This window comes from Rickettsiella massiliensis 20B (assembly GCF_000257395.1).
GTDB classification, from domain to species: domain Bacteria; phylum Pseudomonadota; class Gammaproteobacteria; order Diplorickettsiales; family Diplorickettsiaceae; genus Diplorickettsia; species Diplorickettsia massiliensis.
The window spans coordinates 262221-287038 of sequence record NZ_AJGC01000001.1 but is presented as its reverse complement, the minus strand read 5'-3'; the positions used below and the strand labels follow the sequence as shown (position 1 = coordinate 287038).

Genomic DNA, 24818 nt, shown 5'->3' with positions numbered 1-24818 from the left:
TTTACGCCTCGAGTTTTTGCTTGAGTAAGGCATTTAATTGCTGGGGATTTAATTTACCACCCGAAGCTTTCATGACTTGGCCGACAAAATAACCATATAAACGATCTTTACCTGCGCGATAATCAGCCAGTTGTTGTGGATTTTCAGCAAGCACTCGATCGATGATCGTAGCAATAGCGGTTTCATCCGTGACTTGACGTAAGCCTTGTGCTTCGATGAGTTCATCTGCACTCGCTTCCGAAGCCCACATTTGCTCAAATAACGTTTTTGCAATCTTGCTGGAAATGGTTTCATCGGCAATGCGCCGTAATAAACCGGCTAAACGAGAAGCTGATAAAGGCGTCGCATCAATGGTTAGATTTTCTTTGTTCAGCGCACCTGAAAAATCACCCATGATCCAATTCACCGCTAATTTTGCGGGAACTTTTTCGTGAACCACTGCTTCAAGATAGTCGGCAAAGGCACGATCAGTAATTAAAAGATTCGCATCATACGCACTAAGGCCATATTCTTTTTCAAAACGAATTTTTTTCTGTTGTGGTAATTCTGGTAGGGAGGCGCGTAGCGAATCAATCAGCGTTTCACTTAAAACCACCGGACATAAATCGGGGTCAGGGAAGTATCGATAATCATTGGCATTTTCTTTACTACGCATCATCCGCGTTTTCTTGACGATCCGCATCATACAAGCGTGTTTCTTGAGAAATCGTGCCACCGTTTTCCAGTACTTCAATTTGGCGATCGATTTCATACTGAATCGCTTTTTCAACAAATCGGAAGGAGTTTAAATTTTTAATTTCAACACGTGTTCCCAATTGTGTCTGATCTTTGCGCCGTACTGAGACGTTCGCATCACAACGAAATGATCCTTCCTGTAGATTACCATCACTGATCCCTAAATAACGGACTAAGGTATGTAAGGTTTTGAGATATGCGACCGCTTCGTTGGGAAAGCGAAGATCGGGTTCTGAAACAATTTCTAATAACGGAACCCCCGCACGATTTAAATCAATACCACTCATATCCACCAAGCCTTCATGCACCGATTTTCCAGCATCTTCTTCGAGGTGTGCGCGAGTAATACGAATCCAGTTTGGATTCACTATTTTCGAGATCAATCGTTAATGAACCCGGACCGATGATAGGTTGCGTATGTTGACTAATTTGATAACCTTTCGGTAAGTCTGGGTAAAAATAATTTTTTCGCGCAAAAACAGACACGCTAGCGATTTGCGCTTCGACGCTTAAACCAAATTGAATGGCTTTATTGACTGCTTCGCTATTCAAAACGGGCAGTACACCCGGTAAAGCCAAATCAATCGTACACGCTTGGGTATTCGGTTCTGCGCCGTACTCGGTGGCAGCACCCGAAAAAAGTTTAGATTGCGTCGATAATTGAACATGGACTTCAAGACCAATAACTGATTCCCATTCGCTAGAGCCAAGATATTTTTTTTGTGATTCAGCTGATGTCATGACGTAAAATTCTCCGGTACTCGTTGATGCCAATCCGTTACTTGTTGATAACGGTGCGCTACATTTAATAATTTCGCTTCTGAGAAAGGGCGACCAATCAGTTGAAGCCCGATAGGCAGTTGATTGACAAAACCAGCGGGCACAGAGATAGCCGGTAAGCCAGCTAAATTCACTGCAATCGTATAAATATCAGAAAGATACATGCTAACGGGGTCATTTAATTTTTCCCCCAATTTAAACGCAGTACTCGGTGTAGTCGGACCAAGTAAAATATCGACTTCGGAAAATGCTGTATTAAAGGCTTGAATAATCAGAGCCCGTATTTTTTGCGCTTTTAAATAATACGCTTCATACGATTCGGCGGATAAAACATAGGTGCCCATTAATAAACGCCGTTTGACTTCTTCGCCAAACCCTTCAGCACGAGTTCGTTGATATAAATCTCGTAGATCTTTAGGCTGTTCACAGCGATAACCATAACGAATGCCATCATAACGTGCTAAATTCGATGAGCATTCCGAGGCAATGATGTAATAAAGAGGAATCACTAAATGACAATTCGGTAAGTGTAATAACCGCAGTTTCAATGGTCGCCGCAATGTCTGGGTCGAGATCTGAAGAAAAATATTCGTCTGGCAGACCGATGCGTAGTCCTTTTAGCGAGTCATTGAGGGTCCGCGTATAATTGGGGACCGGCTCATTTAAACTGGTTGAGTCTTTTTCATCAAATCCTGCCATAAAATTCATTAACAGTGCGGCATCTTCTGCAGTTTGTGTCATTGGTCCTGCTTGATCCAAACTCGAGGCAAAGGCGACTAACCCGTATCGTGAAATTCGTCCGTAGGTCGGTTTAAGCCCAGTTAAATTACACAAAGCGGCCGGTTGTAAAAGCTGGTTTCATTGGAAGAACCCATGGCAAATTCATCCATGTTCGTTTTCCCTAATAAAACGCAACCGGCCTCTTGTAAGGCGGTGACTAATGTGGCGTCGTAAGGGGCAATAAAGTTATCGAGCATTTTTGAGGCACAGCTCGTTTTAATTCCTTTAGTACAGAAAATATCTTTATGCGCATACCGGTAAGCGGCCCAGCGCGCTCTTCGGCACGTGCTTTATCGGCTAATTGGGCTTGTTCACGCGCTGCGTCCGCTGTGACGGTAATAAAACTATTGAGTGTCGGGTCGTATTGGGCAATACGTGCTAGAAAATAATCGGTCAATTCGCGACTCGAGACCTTCTTGGCAGCCAGTGCACGACTTAATTCTGTGACGGTTAGATGGTGCATGATCTATCTTTCTCTTATTATTCAATAACGGGAGGAACGCTATAGAGTCCCGATTCAACATGAGGAGTGAGCGCTTGGAGTGTGTCACGTTGACTGGTTTCAGTGACACAATCGCGGCGTAAACGCTGCGCAATCTCAAAGCAATGGGCAATCGGTTCAATCGATTCGGTATCCACTGTTGCCATTTGTTTGGCTAAATCAAGAATTTCTTGTAAATTTTTTTGGTAGCGTGATAATTCGCTTTCTTCAACATGTAAACTCGCTAATTGCGCTACTTTATGAACATCATCGCGTGAAATCGTCATGGTTTAACAAGGACAAATCATCATTGGATATGAGCAACCGGATTGTCAATAAAACAAGCCATTTTTTATTTATCAGGTATTTTTATCTAAAAAATGAGATAATGCAAAAAAAGTGTTCGCCCATTGCATTAAGAAGGGCGTATTATACCTTGTTGCTTGCATAAAATCTTCCATATTTGCTAAAGTGTCTAGGCACACACTATATTGTGTAGTTAAACGCTCTAGGTAGGTAACCAACTCTTATGTTAAGCAAGCTTCGCGGATTATTCTCCAAAGATATTTCCATTGATCTCGGTACAGCCAATTCTCTCATTTATGTGCGTGGCGAAGGAATTGTCCTCAATGAGCCGTCTGTCGTCGCCATTCGTACGGAAGAGGGTAACCAACGATCCGTGTTAGCTGTCGGTGGGGAAGCAAAAGGGATGTTAGGGCGAACGCCCGGCAATATTAATGCGATTCGCCCCTTAAAAGATGGAGTGATTGCCGATTTTTTTGTAACAGAAAAAATGTTACAACATTTTATTCATAAGGTGCATCAAAATCGTTTTTTACGCCCAGCGCCGCGAATTTTAATTTGTGTGCCCTGTGGTTCCACGCAAGTAGAACGTCGTGCGATTCGCGAATCGGCTTTAGGTGCGGGTGCGCGAGAAGTGTATCTTATTGAAGAACCTATGGCGGCAGCCATTGGTGCGGGCATGCCCGTTGATGAGGCGCGTGGCTCCTTGGTGGTCGATATTGGTGGCGGGACCACGGAAGTAGCGGTTATTTCCTTGGGCGGCGTGGTGTATGCTCAATCCGTACGCGTAGGTGGTGATCGCTTTGATGAGGCCATAGTCAATTATGTTCGTCGTAATTACGGAAGCTTAATTGGTGAACCTACGGCCGAACGAATTAAACATGAAATTGGAACTGCATTTGCTTTACCTGAAGTCCATGAAATGGAAGTACGAGGTCGTAATATTTCCGAAGGGGTACCGCGTGCATTTGTTCTGAACAGCAATGAAGTATTGGAGGCATTACAGGAGCCCTTATCAAATATTGTCGGTGCGATTCGTACGGCATTAGAGCAAACTCCGCCCGAATTAGCCGCAGATATTTCAGAGCGTGGGATGGTTTTAACGGGTGGTGGCGCGTTGCTACGTAATTTGGATCGTTTAATTACTGAAGAAACCGGAATGCCAGTGGTGGTGGCTGAAGATCCATTGACGTGTGTTGCACGCGGAGGTGGCCGCGCTTTAGAAATTATCGACGAGATGGGCGGAGGCTTTTTAATTAAAGATTAAACAGAGGATCGAGTATTAATCGTTTATTTAACCATCGAAAAACACCCTTATGGTTACGCCTTGTTTTTTTTATGGTTTTATCTTTCATCCTGATTTTTCTGGATTATCGACATTATTTTCCTTCCTTACGCCGTGTTGGCAATGACTTAGTAGCACCCTTGCAATATTTGGTCGACAAACCGATTGCTTGGGTGGATACGTTAAAAAACGATTTCGCTACACAAGCGATGTTGCGTACTGAAAATGCGCGTTTAGCGACTCAGCAACTGTTATTGGAAGCTAAATTACAACAATTTGCTGCGCTAGAAAGTGAAAATCGACAGTTAAATCAATTACTCGCTTCTTCTTCACACCTTAAAAAGCAACATTTGCAAGTGGCTCGTTTGCTTTCCGTAAACGCAGATCCATTGCTCAATGAGGTGATTCTCGATAAAGGTCAAGCAGACGATGTTTGTGTTGGGCAGCCGGTCATTGATGCAGACGGTGTTCTGGGTCAGGTCGTTAGTGTCGACAAATGGACGAGTCGGGTCTTATTATTGACTGATTTTAGGAGTGCAATTCCGGTGCAGGATGTACGAAGTGAGGTACGTGGTATTCTCGTGGGGCATGGGCGTTTAGCCAAACTCATTTTAAAAGATATTCCAGGTACATTAGATATTCGCGTGAATGATTTGTTGGTTACTTCGGGGCTAGGTGGGCATTATCCAGCGGGTTACCCAGTCGGTTTGGTGAGCTCGGTAAATTCGAATGTTGCTGCGCCTTTTGCTTTGATTGAAGTGGATCCGAGTGCACAGTTGAATCGTAATCGACCGGTTTTATTGATTCAAACTCAAGCAGTGCAGACCGCACCTTCATCGACTGGATCAAAAAAATCGCCACCGATTTCGTCAGGTAAAAAAAAATAACTTTTTCGCTTAAAAAAGAGGCGTTGTGAAATCATCGTTGCTGGGACAATCTGTTTTTTTCTATGTGACGTTTTTAGTCGCATTGATTGTCTCTATTCTGCCTTTCCCACCCAAGGCGACTCTATTTTTACCTTTATGGATTCCTCTTTTACTGATTTACTGGACCATGTTATGGCCTGAAAAATCTTATTTTATTTTAGCGAGCTTATTCGGGTTCTGTATGGATGCTTTGTTTGGAACCTATTTCGGCACACACAGTTTAGTACTTTGTTTGCTAGTGTTTATTTGTTATCGTTTTCAGTTACGTTTTCCCATGTTCCCACTGATGCAACAACTTATTTTCATTTTTATATTATTAACGGGCTATCAATTGATCTTATTTTTGATTGATCGCAGCTTAGGAGGAAATACCCCACTTTATGGAATAGGGATGACGGCTCTAAGTAGCGTATTCATTTGGCCTGTGTTGAAAGTACTTTTAAAACCGATGCCCCCTCCGCTTAGCTGATTTTCAAATCAGTAAATTGCATTTATTTTTTTAGAAAGTAAACATAAACTAACACGCGCTCTGTGCATTATTATTAAGAATAACCTTTGTATAACCTGTGAAAAACCACTTAAAAACTTGTGTATAATGCACTCTTTTGCTAACATAAATTTAAGTTTATTTAATAATATATTGTAAGTAATGACTATAAATACAATATGTAGTTATTTATAATTAAGTAAACACTATATCTAGAAAAATGAGGTTTTAAGTGAAAGATGCTCGATATACCTTAAGCTTAAAAAAATATCAAAAAAATCGTCTTACTGAACCTAATATGAAGAAAGCAGCACGCTATTATTAAAAAAACGCTGTGAGAAACGGAGGTTAAGGCATAAAGCAAAGGATAGGTCATCTAAAAAGTGTCGTATAAAATCATGACAGGAAAACCAAAATAAAAGCATGCTTTTAATTTAAAAAATATAAATAAAGAAAAAGCGATGTTAATCAATAAGGAAACGGGTAAGGTTTTCTAAGTTGTAGACAATACAACGGTTCCAAGGGGGAATTATGTTCAATAAAGCAAATAGTCATTTAAATTGGGTGGATAACTCACAAAGCGTTGCGTTTAAAGATCGGATTGCACCGAAAATTGCTGCGCATATTGAAAAACCAATTGCGATTAGTATTGCCGGAGAGGACTCTGATTTAAATAGTTGGTTAGCCAAAAATTTAAGTACAATTTCTTCCTTACAGATTCGTAAGGTAACACAACAGAGGTCTAAGAAAAGTAGCAAAACCGGCTTGGGAGGCTTGCGTGAGTAAAGTGATCATTCAACTTTCAGATGGACGGAAATTTGAACACGATTTTGATTGCAATTATCCTTATGCAGAAATGTTTCAGGTAATTCGTGAAATTGTGGGTATCGATTCCCGGGTGAAATGGTTTAAAGATCTTAAAGATGAGTTCTATTCTCTACAGTGTTTTGGAGAAAGTAAACGCGATAGAGTAAATGATCAGTAAAAGATAGAGTTCGCTCACTCTATCCGGTAAAATAAATCCTCATATTCAAACGATTTGATTTCATTTTAGTGGGACATGGCTGTTCAAGCGCCTAAAAAAATTTTAATTATTTGTACCCGTCGCCTGGGCGATGTATTATTTACCACGCCTCTTGTGCATACACTCCATCATCATTGGCCTAAAACACGCATTGATTTGCTTGTTTTTAAAGGTACGGAGTCCGTTTTAAAAGCAAATCCAGAAATTCACCAGACCTTAACTATAGAAGAACGTCCCAAACTGCGTGCACACCTACGTTTGATTCAAAGTATTTTTCAGATTTACGATTATGCATTGGCGACACTGCCGTCGGATCGAGCCATTTTATACGCATTTTTCGCAGGGAAAAATCAATAGGTGTGTTAGCTCGGGATAAACAATGGTGGTGGAAGCGTTATTTACTTTCTAAAGCGATTCTTTTTGATAATGATCATACGCACACTGTATTAATGAATTTACGTTTAGCGGAACTTTTACAGCTAAAGTTGTTTTTTGATTTTTTGTTTTACAATTAGGGGGTTCGATAAGTTTTCTAAAGGCTTGTGTATTTGCGGTACATAAGCCTTTTTCAATAATTCGCATATTCAAAAAGCTCCTTTTTAGTTCAGAGATTAAAGGTTGTATTGATTAGTAATTTTTTATCTTTTTAGCCACCTTGCTTGCTTTGCTCATTAATCCAATTAAAAAAGGCGGCCTCATCAATTAGAATGCGTTTACCCACTTTTTTAATAACTTTGTCAAACCCGTTTGTATAGCGGTTAAATATTAGATTACGTAAACCGCCGACCTTAGGCCTAGGCCATTCATGGTGTTTTTCCCAGTTAGGAGCAGGGATGTAACGAGTTGAGATGGAACTTACAGATTTATCATTATGCATACTGAACTTCTGTATATATTAACTATGTACATTGCATATGATAAATGTAGGTGTAGTGTTTCTCCAATACTACCGGTGGTAAATTTATATCTTTTGAAGAATATTAATTAACAAAAAAGGTTAATTAAGTAAGTAAACATCTAGATTAAATAAAAAAATAATTTATTCCCAAGCAGTTTCAATTATTTTGAAAATTAAAAATTTCCTCATTCATCTTAGCAACTACCTTGCTGGTGTGAGCTTCGGACAAATGTGCATAGCGTTTCACCCTCTGCAACGTTTTATGGCCCAATACTTCTGAGATTTCTGATAAACTTGCGCCATTTATGGCGAGATAAGAAGCCGCGCTATGCCGAAGGTCATGGAAGCGAAAATTAGTAATGCCAGCGCGTTTTAAAGCTGTTTCCCAAGGAGATCGAATGTCAATCGGTTTTTTCAGATTCTTACCAGGAAAAACAAGATCGCAACTTAAGTCCCGTATTTTTTCATATTGTTTCATTAGCTCTAATGCATGACCACTTAAGGTGAGTACACGTCGCTCTCCGTTTTTAGTTTCATGCAAGATAATGACGCCACGCTGCAAGTCGACATCCTTCCAAAGGCAAACCTAGAAGCTCCATACGCCTAGCACCTGTAGAAAGTGCCTAATAACCCCACCGTATAAAGAATTGCGCTATCGCTGGCTTTGCAAGCCTCTAATAAACGTAGACGTTCTTCATCCGATAAGAAGCGCACACGGCCACGCGGTTCTGTAAGTTTAGTGATCTTTGAGTAAAGGATTCTTTTCGATCTTTCTTGATAGCAATAGTAAACACATGACTTAAGGCAGTAAGGTAACGATTAACCGTAGCAGGCGTACGTAACTTTTTGCGTTTAGTTTTTTCTGCAAGAAGTTTATCCCGTTTTTCTGCCAATAAAAGTGGTGTTATTTCAGCAAGTGAATAATGGCCTAATGTTTCTTTCCACCCGTGCAATTAAGTTAATTGGTTTCTTTCTTTTTTGATGTGAGCAGGTAATGCTTTCTGAATATAATATAGTCAATGGCTTGCGCCAAGGTATGGCGTTTGGCCTCAGAGGTTCTAAAATGCCGTCCTTCACGTAAAGAAGCTTCAATTTTCTGTTTTCTGTGCCCATTTTTGAGCATCGGTTAATCGTTGAAAAGTGGCGGTTTGTGTGGGGGAAATCTTTAAGCCTAACTTTGACTCGAAAACTAATTTGTCCATCTTGAGCTGTTCGTTTTTTTGAGTAAATATAAATTACAACAACTGATAATTAATCATTAGTTTATTTGTATTTTAATAATATTTTCAATAGATTATATTTTTATAGTTTGTTTAAAGGGCACTTGCAGGGCATTTTAAAAAAATGGCACTAATTTTGTTCATAAAATATTCGATATTGCTTAGAGAGGCTTTTGGGGTCTCCCCCAAAAAAGTGGGTAAATTAATCCCGCGTGAATTCTAGTTAGAAGTGCGACAGTCTCACAGGGAGTTTCATGCTCAATATGCAGATAAGCACTGAAAAGGCTTATCCACGAAATCCAAATGAGTTTGTCATGTTTGCTATCCAACGAGCAACCCAAGATGAAGAAACAGCACAACCCTGTTCTTAATCTACCCCCATGAAGTGGGACAGACCCAACTAATGTTAGCCATATAACTTTTTCCAATTCGCTTTCTGTTCTTTATAAGAAGGATCTTGTTCTGCTTTTTGCCACTTTTTATAAAATAGATTAGCGCTAATAGCTTTAGATGTTTCTCCAGTACCTTTAGGCAATAATTTTTTATCTAAAGTGCTATATTTACGTCCACCACGATAGTTTGCATACCGCCTTGCACGAGTAAATCCCATTTGTAAAAATTTACGTGCAAGATCAGCACCAACAAACTCTTTATTTTTTAGATAGTGTTTAAAAAGTTTAAATAAAGCGACACTACTTTTTTCCGCTTCTTGAGGCGTCTTAAAATGCCAAAAAGGTAACAGTTCACTTTTGTAAGGCTCGCAGATTAATACCCCTTGTTCTCCTTTACCCACACGATATAGCTCCGGAGATAATCAATATCTTTTTTCCAAGGATAACGGCTTCTATTAACAGAGCTTAAAAAAGGGAGAGTTCCGGTTTTGATAGAAGTGCAAAAAATTTGATTCAAAACATAAAAACAGAGGGGACTCTCAGGTCACATAGTACTGATAAAATTATTAAACATAAAGTGTCTCCCAAGAGAGGGGGCAAATTACCGCTTAAGAGTTAAAGTTTTATGTGCTTAAGCTGCCCCCTTAAATGGGAAAGGAATAGTTTTATTTAGATTTGTTGCTATATGTTTTTTCTGAGTGCCCCGGATATGACTGGCTCCCCGAGCAGGACTCGAACCTGCGACCCAATGATTAACAGTCTTCTGCTTGTGATCAACTTAAGTATTTGAAAAAAGATACATTTTTTTGTTTTTTGCTGAAGAGGGTAGGTTGTTTTAGTGCTTTTAGAGTCCTGTAAAATCAATAACTTACGCTAGGGTTTTGGTAAAGCCTTTTCGAGCTTTTTAGCACCTTTTATTACGTTAAATTTGGTCATGAGACATGATGATTTTTTAGTTTTAAAAATGACCAATTTGATTTGTGTAATGTTCGAGCATAGTGAAATTTCTGTTCGAGATGGAGTGAAATGATTGTTCGACTAATCAAGTGAGTTGGCTATACTCATGAAAAATTTCGGTCGTCCTGAGCTTGAAATTAATTCACATGACGCAACTGAAATTAGCCGCGATACGTCCTGCGTCAGCGACGCACGTAACCTATTCTGGGTTACGTGCGGACCTCGCTTCCTCAAATGACTTTACAGCGTGATGCGTTTCCTGCTGCACCCGTCAACGCACGCCTATCTCTCATCAGCCTCTTTGACGGAGCATTGTTTTCACAATGCTCTCCTTATCTCATCGTTTGTGTATTAGCTATACTGGCATCTTCTTGTTTTTGTTCTGTAATCCGAGGCGTGTTGGGTTTAAAAAACGAATTAGATGATTTATTCTGTTTCCTCATCGTTATTTTTTTGCCAGAATCGACCATTTCTCTCAATTTATCTCTCCTTTTAATTAATTCATCATAAATATGCTTTCTATGTGCATCAGGTAAACCTACTATTTCTCTATTGAAAATAACTGTATGGAGTTGTTGGTCTGATAATTTAACGATACGATGGATTCCATCCATAACTTGTTCTTGGGTAGCGTGACGAAATACCTGGGTATTTATTCCTTTATCTGCAAGTTTTCCAAAAGGTATTCTGAATACAAAGTCCTTATTTTCATTAAATAAGCTATCAATCGTTTTATCAAACATTCTTGTTGGATCAGTCGAAAAAAATGAAAGAGGTCCTATTGGTTTACTCGGAAAAAATGATAGAGTGCACTGTTCCGGATCAATTTTTATCGCTTGAAAATGATCATCGTGTTCAATTAAACCGACATTTCCAAATCCGTTTCCTATTGTGTCGTAATCTCCTAAAAAAACAAATACAGCAAGGTTTTCAAAGAGACCAATAATGGGTTTTTCTTGATTATTATTTGTGCGTTTTCCTGATATACGCTGTTTAGAAAAAGCTTTGGGATCTTGAAGTGAGAATCCATGTCTAATACGGTCAAAATTTGTTGTTATACCAATCCAGTTCGCTAAATCTTTAAAACCTGGTTCTATACGAGAAGCCAAAAGGTATCCATTTTCACTTTTAATTAGATAGGTTTTAGGTACTTTTACACCACATAATTCTAGTAAGTTTTGATTTTGCTTTTTTTTACTTCGATTGTTTTGTGAAAACCTCCTGATAATACTTTCCCGGTTTTTTCAAATTTATTGATAGGCTGAATAGTATTTTTTGTCATATAAAACATCTTGGTTAGTGAAATGTTGATGATTTTACATATCGATAATTAAGGAATTATTTGATAATACTTAAGGAAAGATTAATATTAAATGTTGATGATTTTACATATCGATAATTAAGGAATTATTTGATAATACTTAAGGAAAGATTAATATTACAGGACGTATCGTGGTCTAATTTCAGTCGCGTAAGGATTATAAGAAAAAACTCGTTCATATACGTAAAGCGTTAGGCGAGAAAATAACGGATGAGCTTTCAGTTCAAGACATATCAATATTTTTGGATACATTTCCTTCTGTCGCTTCCAATCGTTATCGGGGTTTATTACTACTAATTTTCAGATATGCGATTTCAAAGGGGATATGTAAGGAAAACCCAGCTGAGAAAACAATACCTGAGACAGAAGAAAAAGAGCGTCAACGCTTAGAGTTAGATGACTTTTTAGAAATCTATCACCATGTAGAATCTGAGCTTTGGTTTAAGAATGCATTAGATTTAGGGCTACATACCTTGCACAGACGAGAAGACTTAGTCAATTTAAAGTTTACAGATATTAAAGATGGACATTTATATGTTATTCAGAAAAAAACTGAAAAACATGGCGAGTCTGCACACCTTAAAATAAAAATAACGCCAACCTTGGAATCAATAATAAGCCGGTGTCGTGATCTGATCGTAAGTCCCTATATTCTCCATCGTAGACCTGATAGATGCAGTAAGCAAAATTATAAGGCGGACAGCAAGAGACACTTTAGCCAGATAACACCAGATTATCTTACCAAGATTTTTTCTTACATTAGAGATAAATTGCCTCGTTTTAAAGCAGTGTCTACCAGGAAGCGACCCACATTCCATGAGGTTCGGTCTTTAGGAATTACTTTATACGAAAAGCAGGGTATTGATGCTCAAGCATTGGCCGGACATAAAACAAGGGCTATGACAGATAAATATAAGGCGGGACATGAGCCGCAATGGACGGAGGTCGAAGCTGGTTTAGATATCAATCTATCAGTCACGCTTGAAGCAAGTGACGGATAAGTTTATTAGACCGAATTTTGGTAAAATTTTGGTAAAATATTGGTAAAACTGAAATGCGTAGAGTAGAGTGTCTATATAAGTGATTGATTTTAGAAAGATTTCTGGATCCACGAGCAGGACTCGAACCTGCGACCCAATGATTAACAGGTATGCACTTGAAACGTAAGTAATTGAAAAAATAACAATTTTAACTGTGGCGGCTATTACAATTGTCACGCAAAAGCATAAAAAAGCACGTTTCAATTACGCAAAAGTCCCGCACGGATTTTTGTTGCTTTTTCTATTAGAAATTCTGCAATTACTTTTAGATAATCCGCTTTGAATGGTTTTTCAAAAAGATAATCTATTCCTGCTTCTTTACAAGTGTGCGCCATCTCTTTAAAAGGGTAGGCGGTTAAACCAAAGATAGGAAGATACAGCTTACTAGTTTGTTTTTCCAGCAACGATAATCTTTTACGACATCAGTCCCCTCAACTTCAGGCAAAACAAGATCCAACAATACCCAGTCATAAGTATAGCTTTTCAAATAATTAAGTGCTTTGTTTCCATCTTCAACAGCAGTAACATGATAACCTCGTTGCTCAAGTAAACTTTTTATAGGCCGTACGGTAAGTGGGGTATCTTCAGCTAAAAGAATGGAGTTTTTTGGAAAACCCTCCTGTTTTTTTACGTTATCTTTCTGTTTTAAAAAAGGTGTGGCGAATCAATTCAACAACTTTTTTCATTATTTCCTATTCTGTAGATAGCCTATCTGAATGTTTCAGATATTTATATATCTTATTATTCAGAATTACCCAAAAAAATGCAGAAAGCTTTAGCCATTGCAGCACTTAAGGAAAACAAAACCTTAGCCATTGATGCGGAATATGAAGGATTTAACGCGCTTCTTCCTAATGGCTCTCAAGAAAGCTTGCAGAAACTGTATAAATATCTTGTCGATATAGTCATCGAAGGAAATAGCCAATATGACGTACAAGTCGCTTATTGCATTGATAACGCCTTAGAAAAAGAAGAAGACAAGCAAGCGCTTCATTCTACCTTTGGCGATGACTCTGACTATGATTTCAACCAAGAAGGTTATTTGCAGGAGGTGACTTATGCCTAATTCAAGAGTCCATACAACCAGGAATTTATGCTATTTCCAACGACGCTTATCACCAAGGGCCTGGAATTAGACGTAGTGCATTGATGGAGTTTAGAAAATCTCCTTATCACTACGGGTATAAATACCTTAATCCTTACTACGTGCCTGACGCCGAAACACCCGCACAGGTATTTGCAAAGCCTTGCACGAATTTATCTTAGAACCCAAAGAGTTTGGGAAACACTACTTTATGCTGCCGAAGTTTAATAAGCGAACGTAAGCTGGTACAGAACATTGGCATCAAATTCAAACCGAACATGCCAACAGCGCATTTATAACGGAATTACAGTTTCAAGAGCTTCAGCAAATGGCAGAAAGTCTGCATCAAAATAAGGTGGCTTTAAAGCTAATAGCTGATGCACAAATAGAGCAATCCCTTTATTGGAAAGATCCTAATACCGGCATTTTATGTAAATGCCGCCCTGATATTTTACGCTCTAGTTTAGTCGCAGATTTGAAGACAGCTCAGGATGGTTCAGCCTGGTCTTTTTCCAAATAGGGAGTCGCTAAGCTCATGAAAAATTTTGGCCATCCTGTCCCCAAAATTAATTCGCATGACGCGACTCAAATTAGGCCGAGATTCGTCCTGCATCCGCGACGCACTTGGACCATTCTGGCCACAAATGACTTTACGGCGCGGCGCGTTTCCTGCTTCGCTCGTCAACCTGCGCCTATCTCGGGTTCTTCGACTGCGCATTGCTTCCGCAATGCTCTCCTTGTCTCATCCATCGCGATAAAAAAATAATTGAAAATGCTTTTCGCATTTTCAAGTGTAATGGGTATATCCTTATCATGAAATACAATGTAGCTTTTTTATAATACTTGCATTAAAGTCATGCTCTAGTTGTTTAAGAAAAGGAATTATTTCATTACCTAAAGCTTTCTTTTGCCTACTCGTTAAAGACGAGGACTCTATAATAGGCTCACCTGAAGCGAGTAGCGATGATAATTTTTGACAAAAATTGAATTTGAACACATCAGTTTCACGCAAATAACTCGCTAATTTTAATTTCTTGGCCGCAATAGCCACCCTATCTTCTATGGTAGAATAGATTTCGATAGTTAAAGCACTTACTTCACTGGCCGTTACGCTCGGCTTTATTCTACTACAAGGTAATTTCATCTTTTTCTTAAGCGATAAAACAATAGAGAAAAAACTGAATGAAGTAACACCCTCTGCTGTAAAATCTGTAATGCCTTGAGTTTTATTCGCTATAGAGGGCTTAGTATCAGTTGCTGTGCAATTGAGACGAAAAAATAAGGACTTGCTGGTATTATCGCTACTGTTAGCTACCCCAATATCACCCACTCTTTGATGGATACGTGTTTTTAACTCCTTTTTCTTATGATGTTTTTCCCTAATAGGTATAACAGCGCGAGCATGGCGTATTAATGAAGCATCTGAATGCGTTTCTATAAAAGTACGCTGATGAGTCAATAATGTTTTATTGTCGGGTCTAAAAGTAAATCGCGTCAAACTATAACAACGAGGCAAATAATCAAGAGGGACTATACTACCCGAATTAATTAATAAGCTAGCTGAGAGGGGCAATTTAAGTGCTCTATCCGCAAGATACACAACATGACGATTATCACGATAACGGAGTGGCAAATGATATTCACTGATCACATCAACAATCGAGGTAAGGCTCGCTGAAAAATCCTCAATTAAACTTTCGTTACCGGTACTATCTTTTTCCCCTTTTGAAATCACACCATTTTTCGCAACCAAACCAAATGGAGGGTAAGAAAGGTACGTAAGTCCTCTGTAATGATAGAATAGCTCATTTGCATCATAACTCAGCCACGCGCTAACCTCCCCGGATGACTCACGAATCAAAACATGTGCCAGCCCTTGAAGATTTAACAAAGTCGAAAAATTGATATCTTCTAGTAACACTTTTAACTCAGCTGCTTTCACATCCTTTAATTCCAAATTAACAACCCGATTCGCTATCGTGTAAACACACGCTACCTGAACTGCTTCGCTAGAACGATAAAAACCTTCTACAGAGAGGGCTTGATTTTCTGTTAAGGTTTGTAACGTGAGGTGCATACCACCTCTTTGTAATGAAAGAGTAAACTGATGATTGCTTTCATTTCTATGAATACGCATCTGATTAATTGGCTGTTTGAATCGTACCGCGAATTTTCCTTCAGGTTGTTTTATAACCTCAGGTGCTTCGTTTTTTCTTGTCCCCCTGTAAACTAAAAAAAGACCGGGGTCATCGTATTGAGCAGCGGATCATATACCGCATAGGAGCTTTTTCCAGCATTAACCGTGACAAAAAAGTTTTGCTTAAGCGGCACAGCAAAATAAGGTGGGTCTTGATCACAGCTATGTACCGCACCCAGATGTATCGTCTTTATTTTTGGAAAATTGATTACGCCACCTAAACAATAATCTGGCTTCACATCAAATATAAATAGTAAGGCTATGGTTTTTTTGTTTTCTAACTGCGTGAATCGGGTGCTAACATCACCTGTTTTCGAAGTAAGCGCTAATGTCCCATTAAGCATCGACACATGCGTAAACTCAGCACTATGCCGCACGCGCCTACTCATAATAGGCAGCATTATAAACGTTATCGCATCAACCACGATAGCAATATCTGCGCTGTGCTTATTTTCCCCGACAAATACAATCATTTCGTTTGCGTAAGGTTTTATTTCAGTAAAATTTAGCGAACTAGCAATACAAGAATCCTCAGCAACCTCAGGTGGCAATACGGCCAAGCCTAAACTTTGTACCAAAAGATACAATTGCTTCCCCTTTAAAAATTCGCCACCACGCAGGGTTAAGGGTTAAAGGAAGTAATCAATGTCGGCGATGCCTGTTCGGTCCTATTTTTTCGCTCAAGCAGTAGACCCTGCCCCTGATTTATTGAAATGGGACTTGCTGAAAACCAATCACCCGCTTCTGTTTTACGCGTAGCTACAACTTTCCAATGGGGGTATAACGCATTGAGCTTCTCTCGATTAATGAGAGTGTTCTCTAAACGAACTTCTCGAATTGGTGTAAATTCAACGTCTAACGATGAATTACGCAAGATATATTGCTCTTTAATCTTCGCGCCGCTAATCTTTATTGCGGTGCCAAAAGTACCTGTGGCATACACTGCAGGGGCTAATAGCGTTTTTACGTTCTCAACCTCCGCTATTCTGAATAGCTGATAGGAAAATGTTAGTCCTGTTAAGGTCTCCAAACGCTCGATTTCTAGCGTTTGGCCCTGTGCAATAACAAGTTGTTCGGCTTGTTCTTTCATCCAGGCTTGGTAGAATCCTAAACTAAGCGCCAGCCCTGAAAAACGTGACACGCGAAAAGGAAGCTTTGTTTGCCAATAGCTAGATAATGCAAAAAGCTGATGTACGGTAATTTCAACATCAATTAAAAGGCCTAATGGACCTAAGCTCACACCTGCCATTTCAAGTACCAGCATTCCTAACATGATCTCATTATCAAGCAGTAAGGATTTTGTTATTTTGTATTCCGCGCTGCTTAGATCATAGTTCGCTAAATCCTTTTTTAATTCGAGTAAGCTATAAATCACCAACCCTTTTCCAATCGGTGAAGCAAAATAATTACTCTGTACACCTAAAAAATGGCTTATTTCTGGAAAACGCCGCATAAAATAATCATTCCGCATCAATTTAGCGAGCGCTTTATTAAAAGCGATATCTGCTACCATACTGGTAGATAAAAACTCAAAATTTGTCGGATCACCATTGAATAATTGAATCAATAAGCGTTTGGCTTAAAACATTGCCGGGATGCTGAGTAAATCGTTGGCAAGCCTCATTAAGTGTGGTAACAATAATCTCTGTCTTTTCTGCTGAAAATTTATTTAATAGAGATGAACGCCAGACTTGGCTACCTAACTCCGTTAATTGCTTATCCATTAAACCTTCATTTAAGGCCACGCTGCTTTCTAAAGCGTAATAAATGCGCTGATTGAGTTGAAATCGCAACGTGGCGCCTAAATCTTGTTTCTCAACAGAAGACACTAAAGGGATCTGATAGGTTTTTACAAGCTTTGCTAATTGTAAACGCTGAGTGACACTTAAAAACGCAAATATCTCAAAAAAATTTTCACTCAAGCTCAGTTTTGATGCTTTATCGCTAAAAATATCGGCATGTAATTGGTCAATAACCGGTGCTTGGCCATTAATAAGGAATAAGCGGCAAAATACCTTTAAAGGAAATACATTAATTCGATCTTGATTTTGTTTTAATAGCGCCCGATCGCTACTAAAATCCATGGTAACTATTTTTTGAAAGATAGACTTAAAGGGCTTACTTTCTGATAGTCGCTTATAGAATCGAAAGCGCACTGACACTATTGAATGGTTAGGAAACAATAAAGCCGCATATTGATTGAGTAAATGCTCACTACTTGCTAACCCATCCTCAATAGCGAGAACGTGAGCCGCATCCAAAGTAGAACAGTAAATGTAATTGATTCTTGTGTCCGAGGTGCTATATAAGCGCAAGTAAACAGGTGCATAACCCTCTAGCTCGATTGACGCTAACGTACTCTGTCTAGGATTGCTGGTGGAAATTAAATAGCTATCATGCGATTGAAGCAACTGATCCACAATCTGTGAAAAATCAGCCAAAAATTGCAATTCTCTTTCACTTCGATAGAGCACCGATTTTTTCTTTAATGAATCAAGCATAGAAAAGCTACGCAGAACCGTAGCTACATCAGCCGCTTCCGGCTGCGTTTTTTATGTCGAGATAAAAAACAATTTAAGGTTACTTTATTAAAACTATCTAGCGCAAAGGTAGCACAATTCATCCTTCTACTTAATAGCAAAGGGTAAATGGAATCTGTTAAAGTTAAACCAATAAACCCTTCAACTAAACCGTCAAAGTTGGCTTGAAAATCTGATTTTTCCTTATCAAACACACTGAACTCTAATTGCAAGAAACGAGCTAGTAACCTTTCTTGTAAGTAAGGTTTCATCCATTGCCATAGTTCCCACTCTTCCCATTCATCTATTTTCTTCAATAACATATCAATTTCAGAATGGGGTAGTTGACTAAGAAACCATTCAACTTGCCAATCAAAAACATTTAATAACTGATTAAACTGCTCATAAGACAAGTTAAACGACGAAAAAAATGGGATTCAATTGCTACACCGGCTCTCTGCAATCCATAAGAAGCCACTAAAGCTGAAGGTGAATTTAATAAAGTAATGGCATGATAATTTTTTTCGCCTGGCATAAAATAGGCGCGGCTCAAATCACAATCGACAAAGCTAACCTGCTGTAAAGATGATAAAAATCGTGCGCCACGTAAAGAGGATTGCTGAAACACAACATTACCAATAGCTTGGTAAAATTTAACGTTCTGTAAATTAACATTATCAAAATTTAAATTATCTAAATAATTAAGTGCCGGAATAGAAGGAAAGATTAATCCTGAAAAATCAGCGCCTTTTTCAATAAATTGCTGGATATACGCTGTAAGCATCCCCACCCTCTTTAGATACCCAGACGAAACATTCTCTCTCATTAAAACTTCTAGCGTATCAGTGGATTGTGACCAACCCTCTATGCTGGTATAACGCCGAGAAAAGTCAATACGTAGCAGTATTTTTTTTAAAAATTGCTTCCTTTTTTCAGCAGTCGTTTGCTTAATTAAGAAATTCACTTTTTCTTGTGGTAACTTTTCCAGCTCCGTGGCGAATAAACCCGTTTCTGTTTCTGCGATAAATAGCGAGAAAAAACGTTCTATCTCTGAATTAAGTGATGCCTCATTTGTTGCATAAAACTGATTCGCATACATTAACCAAGCTATTCTGTCATTCAGTAGCGCTGGATTAGCCTTTGCAAAGCTCAGAAAAATCTTATCTCTATTATCCGTAGTTAATGGTGAAAAATTTTTTAAGCCAATTAATAAATCACTAAAAAAAAGCTGCTGATCCTCATCTCCTTGATTCCAAGCAATCCAGTTTAATGCAAATTCTGTAGGAAACCAGTGAAGACTATAATCTTGATCAGACACTTTCACAACGTATTGAGATGGGCAGATAGTTATGTTGAATAAATCGTTTAATGACAGTCAACTTGACACCACTGATTACGGCAAATAGACCCTTTTCATTTAAAATATGATGCAATGTAAAATCATTATCTTGACCAATGAGATTCAATAAGGCTACGATTAAATCTAGTTTATATTGATAAGGATAATCATTAGAGAGTATTTTGTTTATTTTTTTGTGGTAATTCACTGATACATGATCAATCAACTCACCCAATTGAAAACGGTTTTTTAGCATATCAAGAAAGTCATGATGCAATTGTTCATAATTCAATTGCTTTCTGTCTAACTGACTTTGCAAACGAAGCGCATTAACATCCTGCAATACGTTAATCGGAAAGCCTGCTTCTTTGGCGTAAAGTAAAAAATAATTTTTAGCAATTTCTCCATAAGCCGCATAAGGTAAATGGTTAAGTGAACATAAAATCCGCTGAAATGACTGTGGTAATAAAATATCTTCACTACTCGCAACATCAATAAGGCCTGAAAAATATAATTTCATATTTGACAGATGGTCTAAGCTATTGACTGCATGCTCAAACATCAATTGACAGTTATCTACACACTGCTCTAAGCCATCATTGGCAAGCAGCGTAGATAATACTCGTTTTTTGTGATCTAAAGGAATCTCTTCTTTCGCTAAACTTACTACAAGTCTTTCAAGCAAGCGCTTCCCTCGATTAAAAAATACCTCCTGTAACTTTCCTTTTTTTTCTGTTTTTAACCTCTTCAAAAAAGTATCCAGCACTAACGTAGGTAGTGCATGTATTGCCCCCCATGCGGATAATTTTTCAAAAAGAATATCCAGTTGCTCGTATAGCGCGGATAAATACTCATTTGTGAAATTTATAGCCGGATCATCGTAATAAAGAGCTACTTTATTATATAACTTAAAAAGTATTTCATCTGTTGCATGGTCATTAAACGCTTTAGAGGAATCAGTTTCTAAAAGTTGATTCTTTACTGTAGAAAATAAATGTGTAACAAAAGTGGGTAACGGCATGCTTTATTATCCTAATTGTTGCTAACTAAAATGTATTTGAAGATTGCGAATTTATCAATGTCCGGCGAGTGACATATTCTCTCACATGAGACACGAAAGCTAAACTTCCGCTAACACAGAATATTTCTTGCATGAAATAAAAAACTAACTTCTTTATTAAATTAAATCCATTAAATTATAAATGCCAGAGATCAAATTAAATCTGAGTTCAAACCTTTTTCATTGGTTTCTATACTTATCAGCAATAATTTTAAATCTTTTGAGGACAGAGATTACATTTTGATTTAGAACACGCTCACTGGATAAAGCACGATTTTTTTGCTTAGCTTCTTTGGTTTATGGATTTCTTTTTTTTCTTCGGTAATTCTGCGTTGGGATGAATTTTCTGTATACCTTGATAGCCCGTATCGGTTAGTATCTTAATAGCTGAATGAGTATGAATACCTGACTCTTTAAAATAATTTAAAATTATGCCGTCTGCCATTCGAAAAATTCGTAAAAATAATTTTTTTTCTTTTTATCCACAACAATTTCTGATTTAATAACTGAAAAAGATAAACATAAACCTTTTCCGATTAATTGGGATGAACAAAAAAACTATTTGCTGAGTTACCTCTTCACTTGAGGAGAATGGGCTTGTTTGCTGTTAATACGAGTTGTCGGAACAAAGAAATTTTTCGGCTACAATGGGATTGGGAAGTAAAAGTACCGGAATTAAATACTAGTGTTTTTTTAATTCCTGAATGGCAAGTTAAGAATAGGGAAGAACGGCTTGTTGTCTTAAATAAGGTAGCGCATCGTGTAATTGAAGAAGTGAGGGGAGTTCATTCGGTGTGTGTTTACTTGTCGAGGTAAGCCTGTAACGCGAAATGTTAAATTCAGCCTGGAAGCGAGCGCGGGATCGGGCTAGATTAGCATGTGAGAGTACCTGATCTAAAACATACATTTGGACGGCGTTTACGCGCGGCTGAAGTGAGTTTTGAGAGGACTTATTGGGTCATAAAAGTGGACGAATTACGACCCATTATTCTCAAGCTGAATATAACAACTTAATTCGTGCAGCTAATAAAGTATGTGAGTTAGGAAATCAGCTAGTTGTTTTAAATTGGAAAGAAAAACCACTAGCTCCCGCAAAAGTCCCGCACGGGAATTTAAGGGAACAGTTAAAAGTGGTGTGAGGCCTTGATATCATTGGCTCCCCGAGCAGGACTCGAATCTGCGACCCAATGATTAACAGTCAGTTGGCTTATCTTCTCAACGGTAGTCAGTTGTATATTGGCCCAGATACGGTGGTTACGCATATGGCGGCGGCTTTAGGTATTCCAACGATCGCTTTATTTGGTCCAAGCAATCCTGTTAAGTGGGGTCCTTGGCCCAAAACTTGGAATCGTCTTATTAATCCTTATCAACGACAGGAATCACAGCAACAGCAGAATGTTTATTTAGTTCAAGGTCCGGGTTACTGTATTCCCTGTTTAGAAGAAGGGTGTCAACGTCACCGAAATAGTTTTAGTCGTTGTTTAGAGCAACTAAGTGTCCAACAAGTGATAGCCGCTATCGCGACGTTGACGCAAACCAACGAAGCAACGCAATTCATTGTACAATATTAGATTTTAAGAAAGTTTTTTTATTCACTTAATTCGTGTAAGCTTGAGCTGTGCCTTCTCTCACCGAAGGCAACAGGAAGTGGCTAAAAAACACCATAACAAATAAAAAATAATAAAATCTATTTTTTCTACGAATGGATGGATAGCTAGGCTAGGAAAAAATAATTTCTTTTTGTGTACTACGGTAGTTAATGAATGAAACAACCGGTTTTGAGTGTGATTCTGATTACGTGTAATGCCGCACAAGATTTAGTGCGTTGTTTAGAATCCGTTAAATGGGCAGATGAAATTATTATCTTCGATTCAGGGAGTACCGATGAGACATTAACCATTGCGCGTCGTTATACACCGTATATTTTTTCGACCGATTGGCCAGGATTTGGGCTTCAAAAAAATCGGGCGCGCCAACAAGCGCAAGGACGCTGGATTTGTCGCTCGATGCAGACGAAGTGCTTAGTCCCGGATTAATTAAAGAAATACAGCGCTGTATTGCAGAAGACAAGCCAACGGTGCAACAGGCGTATGCAATCCGCCGCGAATCTTTTTTTTGTGGTGAGCGTATTCGTTATGGCGATTGGGGGAAAGATTGGGTGGTACGCTTATTTCCAAATGAGGCACAGATTCAATTTACTCCGGCTCAGGTTCATGAACGATTAACCGGGTATACGCAGGTACAACGCTTAACATATCCTATGTTCCATTATACGGTGAACACACTGGAGCAGATGATTGATAAACTCAATCGTTATTCAAGTTTAGGCGCGCAGTCAGCCCCGCAGCAGGGTAAAAAAAGTAACCTTTCTAAAGCTATTGCGCATGGATTGTGGCGTTTTATTCGTGGTTATATTTTACGTTTTGGTTTTTTGGATGGTCAGGCAGGTTTTGTTTTGGCGACGTTAAATGCTTCCGAAGCCTTTTATCGTTATCTTAAATTAATTTACTTTTAAATATCAATAAACCTTATGGAAAAGGATAGCATGTCAGTACCTTTGGGTAATGAGTTAATCACAGAACGACGTATTCTCCAAGCGGCGAGCGAGCAATTAGCGGTCTTCGCTGCATTCGCGTTACCCCTGTCTACCGCGCTGTTAAATAGTTCATTAATTGCGAGCGCGGTGTTACATCTGTTCGCAAGGTAAAAAACAGTGTTATTGCCAAATATTGCGTGAAAATCGGGTCGCACAAGGTCTTTCTTATTTTCTTTCTTTTGTTTGTGATCGGTTTAAGCTATACGGATGCCTCGTTCTCCAGTGCTATCTCAACGGTTCAAAAATACAGTAAGTTTGTTGTTGGTTTTTTCTTTTTGCGATTTTTCAGAATACAAAAACAGTGCGCCATGCTTTATTCGCTTTTCTCTTCGCCACCACCTTGACCTTAGTGCTTTCTTATCTGCAATTTTTTACCCAACATAACTTATTAGCGCGTTTTGCTGGCGATTCCGGGGTTTTTAAGGACCATATATTTACCGGGTTTTTATTTGCTTTTGCGATTTATTGTTATATGGTGATCGCCATTTTATATCCAAAATGGCGGATGACGGCGGCTTTATTTGCTTTATTAGCCGCTTATAATGTGCTCTTTATCAACGTGGGACGTTCAGGTTATCTCGTTTGGTTTGCCTTAATGTTATTATTGGCTTGGCAACAATACCGCTGGCGAGGATGGCTAATTAGTTTTATAGTCACTTTGTTAGTCATCGCAGGTAGTTTACTTCTTTCACCCTCATTTAAATCACGGTACGCGATGACTCATCATGAAATTCAAGGTTATGAACATGGAAAAATGAACACATCGATTGGTTTGCGTTTGCATTTTTATGAAACCAGTATACAACTTATTCGCCAACATCCTTGGTTTGGTTTCGGAACCGGTGGCTATCAGCACGCTTATACTGTTACGGATTCGACACAGTTTGGGGTAAAAAATAATCCGCATAGCGAGTATTTAAATATTACTGTACAGTTTGGTCTAATCGGGCTAGGTGTGTTATTACTCCTCTTTATAGTGCATTGGCAACAAAGTTTTTATTTAACATCCATCAGCCAGTTTCTTGCCCAAGGAGTCCTCGTTGCGATTGCGGTGGGATCATTGTTTAATTCTTGGTTGATGGATAATGTGGAAGGTTTATTTTATATCTTTTTTTACCGCGATGGCGTTTGCAAAAGGGTCACCCGAACAGATTTATTCTCCTCATTCTGATGGTGAGCACCGAACCAAAAATTTGTTGTGACCGGAATCACGTTCGTAATCCTGCCGAAGACGATCAAGTGATACAGACAATCTGTTCGTTAATCGGTCAAATAAAAGTACTAAAAAGAGTTTTGCTAACAGTTACCAGCTAAAAATAGCGTGCAGCGGCACGAATGTGTAGAAAGTTCGAGTGTGTACTGTAAAGTAGTGCAAAGATCAGTAAAATACCGCA

Annotated in this window: 33 protein-coding genes and 4 pseudogenes; 17 read left to right on the top strand and 20 right to left on the bottom strand. The window is 38.7% G+C overall.

Annotated elements, in window-relative coordinates; genetic code table 11:
• Window position 1 precedes the first annotated feature (1 nt).
• The 3 genes and pseudogenes from gatB to gatC form a co-directional block, all read right to left on the bottom strand.
• Window positions 2–1476 (bottom strand): annotated as a pseudogene (gene gatB / locus S3O_RS13185) (Asp-tRNA(Asn)/Glu-tRNA(Gln) amidotransferase subunit GatB).
• Window positions 1473–2758: pseudogene (locus S3O_RS13180) on the bottom strand (amidase). The pseudogenes gatB and S3O_RS13180 overlap by 4 nt, the downstream one beginning before the upstream one ends.
• Window positions 2759–2775: 17 nt before the next feature.
• Window positions 2776–3063, bottom strand: coding sequence for an Asp-tRNA(Asn)/Glu-tRNA(Gln) amidotransferase subunit GatC (gene gatC, locus S3O_RS0101660; protein ID WP_010597313.1), 288 nt, complete (start codon window positions 3061–3063; stop codon window positions 2776–2778).
• Window positions 3064–3305: 242 nt separating this feature from the next.
• Here gatC and S3O_RS0101655 point away from each other — a divergent pair, with 242 nt between their 5' ends.
• The 7 genes from S3O_RS0101655 to S3O_RS16950 all read left to right on the top strand — a co-directional run bounded on the left by S3O_RS0101655 (window position 3306) and on the right by S3O_RS16950 (window position 7316).
• Window positions 3306–4346, top strand: coding sequence for a rod shape-determining protein (locus tag S3O_RS0101655; RefSeq protein WP_010597312.1), 1041 nt, complete (start codon window positions 3306–3308; stop codon window positions 4344–4346).
• Window positions 4347–4360: 14 nt separating this feature from the next.
• Complete coding sequence (gene mreC / locus S3O_RS0101650) at window positions 4361–5251, top strand: rod shape-determining protein MreC (RefSeq protein ID WP_268869426.1); 891 nt, start codon at window positions 4361–4363, stop codon at window positions 5249–5251.
• 25 nt (window positions 5252–5276) lie between these two features.
• Window positions 5277–5759: a rod shape-determining protein MreD gene (mreD, locus tag S3O_RS0101645; protein WP_029463586.1), complete on the top strand. Its 483-nt coding sequence runs from the start codon at window positions 5277–5279 to the stop codon at window positions 5757–5759.
• Window positions 5760–6308: 549 nt separating this feature from the next.
• Window positions 6309–6563 (top strand): hypothetical protein, encoded by a 255-nt coding sequence (locus S3O_RS0101640; RefSeq protein ID WP_010597309.1) that lies wholly within the window; start codon window positions 6309–6311, stop codon window positions 6561–6563.
• Entirely contained in the window at window positions 6556–6762 is a 207-nt protein-coding gene (locus S3O_RS0101635) for a hypothetical protein (RefSeq protein WP_010597308.1), read from the top strand. Before S3O_RS0101640 ends, S3O_RS0101635 begins: the two co-directional genes overlap by 8 nt.
• A gap of 75 nt (window positions 6763–6837) precedes the next feature.
• Window positions 6838–7158, top strand: a complete 321-nt coding sequence (locus tag S3O_RS0101630) for a glycosyltransferase family 9 protein (protein ID WP_010597307.1) — start codon at window positions 6838–6840, stop codon at window positions 7156–7158.
• Window positions 7159–7160: 2 nt separating this feature from the next.
• Complete coding sequence (locus S3O_RS16950; protein ID WP_156792682.1) at window positions 7161–7316, top strand: hypothetical protein; 156 nt, start codon at window positions 7161–7163, stop codon at window positions 7314–7316.
• 131 nt (window positions 7317–7447) lie between these two features.
• Here S3O_RS16950 and S3O_RS0101620 read toward each other — a convergent pair whose 3' ends face one another.
• The 6 genes and pseudogenes from S3O_RS0101620 to S3O_RS0101595 all read right to left on the bottom strand — a co-directional run bounded on the left by S3O_RS0101620 (window position 7448) and on the right by S3O_RS0101595 (window position 11377).
• Complete coding sequence (locus S3O_RS0101620; RefSeq protein ID WP_010597306.1) at window positions 7448–7678, bottom strand: hypothetical protein; 231 nt, start codon at window positions 7676–7678, stop codon at window positions 7448–7450.
• Between the two features lie 178 nt (window positions 7679–7856).
• Window positions 7857–8261, bottom strand: a complete 405-nt coding sequence (locus S3O_RS17885) for a site-specific integrase (protein WP_202797991.1) — start codon at window positions 8259–8261, stop codon at window positions 7857–7859.
• 112 nt (window positions 8262–8373) lie between these two features.
• The gene (locus tag S3O_RS17880) at window positions 8374–8652 is read right to left on the bottom strand and encodes a hypothetical protein (RefSeq protein WP_202797990.1); all 279 of its coding nucleotides are present in this window, start codon (window positions 8650–8652) and stop codon (window positions 8374–8376) included.
• 5 nt (window positions 8653–8657) lie between these two features.
• Complete coding sequence (locus S3O_RS17875) at window positions 8658–8822, bottom strand: hypothetical protein (RefSeq protein ID WP_156792681.1); 165 nt, start codon at window positions 8820–8822, stop codon at window positions 8658–8660.
• A 503-nt stretch (window positions 8823–9325) separates the two neighbouring features.
• A pseudogene (locus S3O_RS10555) lies at window positions 9326–9718 on the bottom strand (DUF4385 family protein); the annotation flags it as partial.
• Between the two features lie 882 nt (window positions 9719–10600).
• Window positions 10601–11377 (bottom strand): hypothetical protein, encoded by a 777-nt coding sequence (locus S3O_RS0101595; RefSeq protein ID WP_010597304.1) that lies wholly within the window; start codon window positions 11375–11377, stop codon window positions 10601–10603.
• Window positions 11378–11831: 454 nt separating this feature from the next.
• Here S3O_RS0101595 and S3O_RS10550 point away from each other — a divergent pair, with 454 nt between their 5' ends.
• Window positions 11832–12590 carry a tyrosine-type recombinase/integrase gene (locus S3O_RS10550; RefSeq protein WP_010597303.1) on the top strand — a complete coding sequence of 253 codons (759 nt, stop codon included), beginning with the start codon at window positions 11832–11834 and terminating at the stop codon, window positions 12588–12590.
• A 239-nt stretch (window positions 12591–12829) separates the two neighbouring features.
• Here S3O_RS10550 and S3O_RS16940 read toward each other — a convergent pair whose 3' ends face one another.
• Window positions 12830–13033 carry a response regulator gene (locus tag S3O_RS16940; RefSeq protein WP_010597302.1) on the bottom strand — a complete coding sequence of 68 codons (204 nt, stop codon included), beginning with the start codon at window positions 13031–13033 and terminating at the stop codon, window positions 12830–12832.
• Entirely contained in the window at window positions 12985–13188 is a 204-nt protein-coding gene (locus S3O_RS20245; protein ID WP_408005650.1) for a response regulator, read from the bottom strand. The genes S3O_RS16940 and S3O_RS20245 overlap by 49 nt, the downstream gene beginning before the upstream one ends.
• Before the next feature lie 204 nt (window positions 13189–13392).
• Here S3O_RS20245 and S3O_RS0101575 point away from each other — a divergent pair, with 204 nt between their 5' ends.
• Both S3O_RS0101575 and S3O_RS0101570 read left to right on the top strand, forming a co-directional pair.
• Window positions 13393–13695 (top strand): hypothetical protein, encoded by a 303-nt coding sequence (locus tag S3O_RS0101575; protein WP_010597301.1) that lies wholly within the window; start codon window positions 13393–13395, stop codon window positions 13693–13695.
• A gap of 346 nt (window positions 13696–14041) precedes the next feature.
• On the top strand, window positions 14042–14233 hold the full coding sequence (locus tag S3O_RS0101570; protein ID WP_010597300.1) for a PD-(D/E)XK nuclease-like domain-containing protein: 192 nt from the start codon (window positions 14042–14044) through the stop codon (window positions 14231–14233).
• On the opposite strand, the gene S3O_RS17670 is transcribed toward S3O_RS0101570, so the two are convergent.
• The 9 genes and pseudogenes from S3O_RS17670 to S3O_RS18500 form a co-directional block, all read right to left on the bottom strand.
• Complete coding sequence (locus tag S3O_RS17670) at window positions 14210–14431, bottom strand: hypothetical protein (RefSeq protein WP_192805849.1); 222 nt, start codon at window positions 14429–14431, stop codon at window positions 14210–14212. The two genes, S3O_RS0101570 and S3O_RS17670, sit on opposite strands and share 24 nt — an antisense overlap.
• A 93-nt stretch (window positions 14432–14524) precedes the next feature.
• Window positions 14525–15850: a hypothetical protein gene (locus tag S3O_RS0101565; protein WP_010597299.1), complete on the bottom strand. Its 1326-nt coding sequence runs from the start codon at window positions 15848–15850 to the stop codon at window positions 14525–14527.
• 92 nt (window positions 15851–15942) lie between these two features.
• On the bottom strand, window positions 15943–16488 hold the full coding sequence (locus S3O_RS0101560) for a hypothetical protein (RefSeq protein ID WP_156792679.1): 546 nt from the start codon (window positions 16486–16488) through the stop codon (window positions 15943–15945).
• A gap of 44 nt (window positions 16489–16532) precedes the next feature.
• A complete protein-coding gene (locus S3O_RS0101555; RefSeq protein WP_010597297.1) occupies window positions 16533–17477 on the bottom strand; it encodes a hypothetical protein in 945 nt (314 codons plus the stop codon).
• Window positions 17455–18411 (bottom strand): hypothetical protein, encoded by a 957-nt coding sequence (locus S3O_RS0101550; RefSeq protein WP_010597296.1) that lies wholly within the window; start codon window positions 18409–18411, stop codon window positions 17455–17457. The genes S3O_RS0101555 and S3O_RS0101550 overlap by 23 nt, the downstream gene beginning before the upstream one ends.
• Window positions 18412–18434: 23 nt before the next feature.
• Window positions 18435–18842: a hypothetical protein gene (locus tag S3O_RS0101545; protein ID WP_010597295.1), complete on the bottom strand. Its 408-nt coding sequence runs from the start codon at window positions 18840–18842 to the stop codon at window positions 18435–18437.
• Complete coding sequence (locus tag S3O_RS0101540; protein WP_010597294.1) at window positions 18812–19747, bottom strand: hypothetical protein; 936 nt, start codon at window positions 19745–19747, stop codon at window positions 18812–18814. The genes S3O_RS0101545 and S3O_RS0101540 overlap by 31 nt, the downstream gene beginning before the upstream one ends.
• On the bottom strand, window positions 19740–20789 hold the full coding sequence (locus tag S3O_RS0101535; protein WP_010597293.1) for a hypothetical protein: 1050 nt from the start codon (window positions 20787–20789) through the stop codon (window positions 19740–19742). Before S3O_RS0101535 ends, S3O_RS0101540 begins: the two co-directional genes overlap by 8 nt.
• 219 nt (window positions 20790–21008) lie before the next feature.
• Window positions 21009–21332 (bottom strand): annotated as a pseudogene (locus S3O_RS18500) (transposase family protein); the annotation flags it as partial.
• 93 nt (window positions 21333–21425) lie between these two features.
• Between S3O_RS18500 and S3O_RS20000 the strand changes: the two are divergent.
• The 7 genes from S3O_RS20000 (at window position 21426) to S3O_RS0101500 (ending at window position 24595) form a co-directional block, all read left to right on the top strand.
• Entirely contained in the window at window positions 21426–21644 is a 219-nt protein-coding gene (locus S3O_RS20000; RefSeq protein ID WP_156792677.1) for a site-specific integrase, read from the top strand.
• 137 nt (window positions 21645–21781) lie between these two features.
• Complete coding sequence (locus tag S3O_RS19995; RefSeq protein ID WP_029463584.1) at window positions 21782–21967, top strand: hypothetical protein; 186 nt, start codon at window positions 21782–21784, stop codon at window positions 21965–21967.
• Between the two features lie 9 nt (window positions 21968–21976).
• Entirely contained in the window at window positions 21977–22399 is a 423-nt protein-coding gene (locus tag S3O_RS0101515) for a glycosyltransferase family 9 protein (RefSeq protein WP_328264315.1), read from the top strand.
• 192 nt (window positions 22400–22591) lie between these two features.
• The gene (locus S3O_RS17870) at window positions 22592–22864 is read left to right on the top strand and encodes a glycosyltransferase (RefSeq protein WP_010597290.1); all 273 of its coding nucleotides are present in this window, start codon (window positions 22592–22594) and stop codon (window positions 22862–22864) included.
• Window positions 22825–23343 (top strand): glycosyltransferase family 2 protein, encoded by a 519-nt coding sequence (locus S3O_RS13160; RefSeq protein WP_202797989.1) that lies wholly within the window; start codon window positions 22825–22827, stop codon window positions 23341–23343. Before S3O_RS17870 ends, S3O_RS13160 begins: the two co-directional genes overlap by 40 nt.
• A gap of 15 nt (window positions 23344–23358) precedes the next feature.
• Window positions 23359–23535 (top strand): hypothetical protein, encoded by a 177-nt coding sequence (locus S3O_RS16930; RefSeq protein WP_192805848.1) that lies wholly within the window; start codon window positions 23359–23361, stop codon window positions 23533–23535.
• A 190-nt stretch (window positions 23536–23725) separates the two neighbouring features.
• On the top strand, window positions 23726–24595 hold the full coding sequence (locus S3O_RS0101500; RefSeq protein WP_010597288.1) for an O-antigen ligase family protein: 870 nt from the start codon (window positions 23726–23728) through the stop codon (window positions 24593–24595).
• The last annotated feature ends 223 nt before the right edge of the window (window positions 24596–24818 follow it).

Excerpts from the sequence above, each read along its gene's own strand:
- gatC (WP_010597313.1), bottom strand. The coding sequence starts at position 3,063 with ATGACGATTTCACGCGATGATGTTCATAAAGTAGCGCAATTAGCGAGT.
- S3O_RS0101655 (WP_010597312.1), top strand. The coding sequence starts at position 3,306 with ATGTTAAGCAAGCTTCGCGGATTATTCTCCAAAGATATTTCCATTGAT.
- S3O_RS0101640 (WP_010597309.1), top strand. The coding sequence starts at position 6,309 with ATGTTCAATAAAGCAAATAGTCATTTAAATTGGGTGGATAACTCACAA.
- S3O_RS0101630 (WP_010597307.1), top strand. The coding sequence starts at position 6,838 with ATGGCTGTTCAAGCGCCTAAAAAAATTTTAATTATTTGTACCCGTCGC.
- S3O_RS0101620 (WP_010597306.1), bottom strand. The coding sequence starts at position 7,678 with ATGCATAATGATAAATCTGTAAGTTCCATCTCAACTCGTTACATCCCT.
- S3O_RS17875 (WP_156792681.1), bottom strand. The coding sequence starts at position 8,822 with ATGCTCAAAAATGGGCACAGAAAACAGAAAATTGAAGCTTCTTTACGT.
- S3O_RS0101575 (WP_010597301.1), top strand. The coding sequence starts at position 13,393 with ATGCAGAAAGCTTTAGCCATTGCAGCACTTAAGGAAAACAAAACCTTA.
- S3O_RS0101570 (WP_010597300.1), top strand. The coding sequence starts at position 14,042 with ATGGCAGAAAGTCTGCATCAAAATAAGGTGGCTTTAAAGCTAATAGCT.
- S3O_RS17670 (WP_192805849.1), bottom strand. The coding sequence starts at position 14,431 with ATGCGCAGTCGAAGAACCCGAGATAGGCGCAGGTTGACGAGCGAAGCA.
- S3O_RS0101565 (WP_010597299.1), bottom strand. The coding sequence starts at position 15,850 with ATGCGTATTCATAGAAATGAAAGCAATCATCAGTTTACTCTTTCATTA.
- S3O_RS0101550 (WP_010597296.1), bottom strand. The coding sequence starts at position 18,411 with ATGCTTGATTCATTAAAGAAAAAATCGGTGCTCTATCGAAGTGAAAGA.
- S3O_RS0101535 (WP_010597293.1), bottom strand. The coding sequence starts at position 20,789 with ATGCCGTTACCCACTTTTGTTACACATTTATTTTCTACAGTAAAGAAT.
- S3O_RS17870 (WP_010597290.1), top strand. The coding sequence starts at position 22,592 with ATGAAACAACCGGTTTTGAGTGTGATTCTGATTACGTGTAATGCCGCA.
- S3O_RS16930 (WP_192805848.1), top strand. The coding sequence starts at position 23,359 with ATGGAAAAGGATAGCATGTCAGTACCTTTGGGTAATGAGTTAATCACA.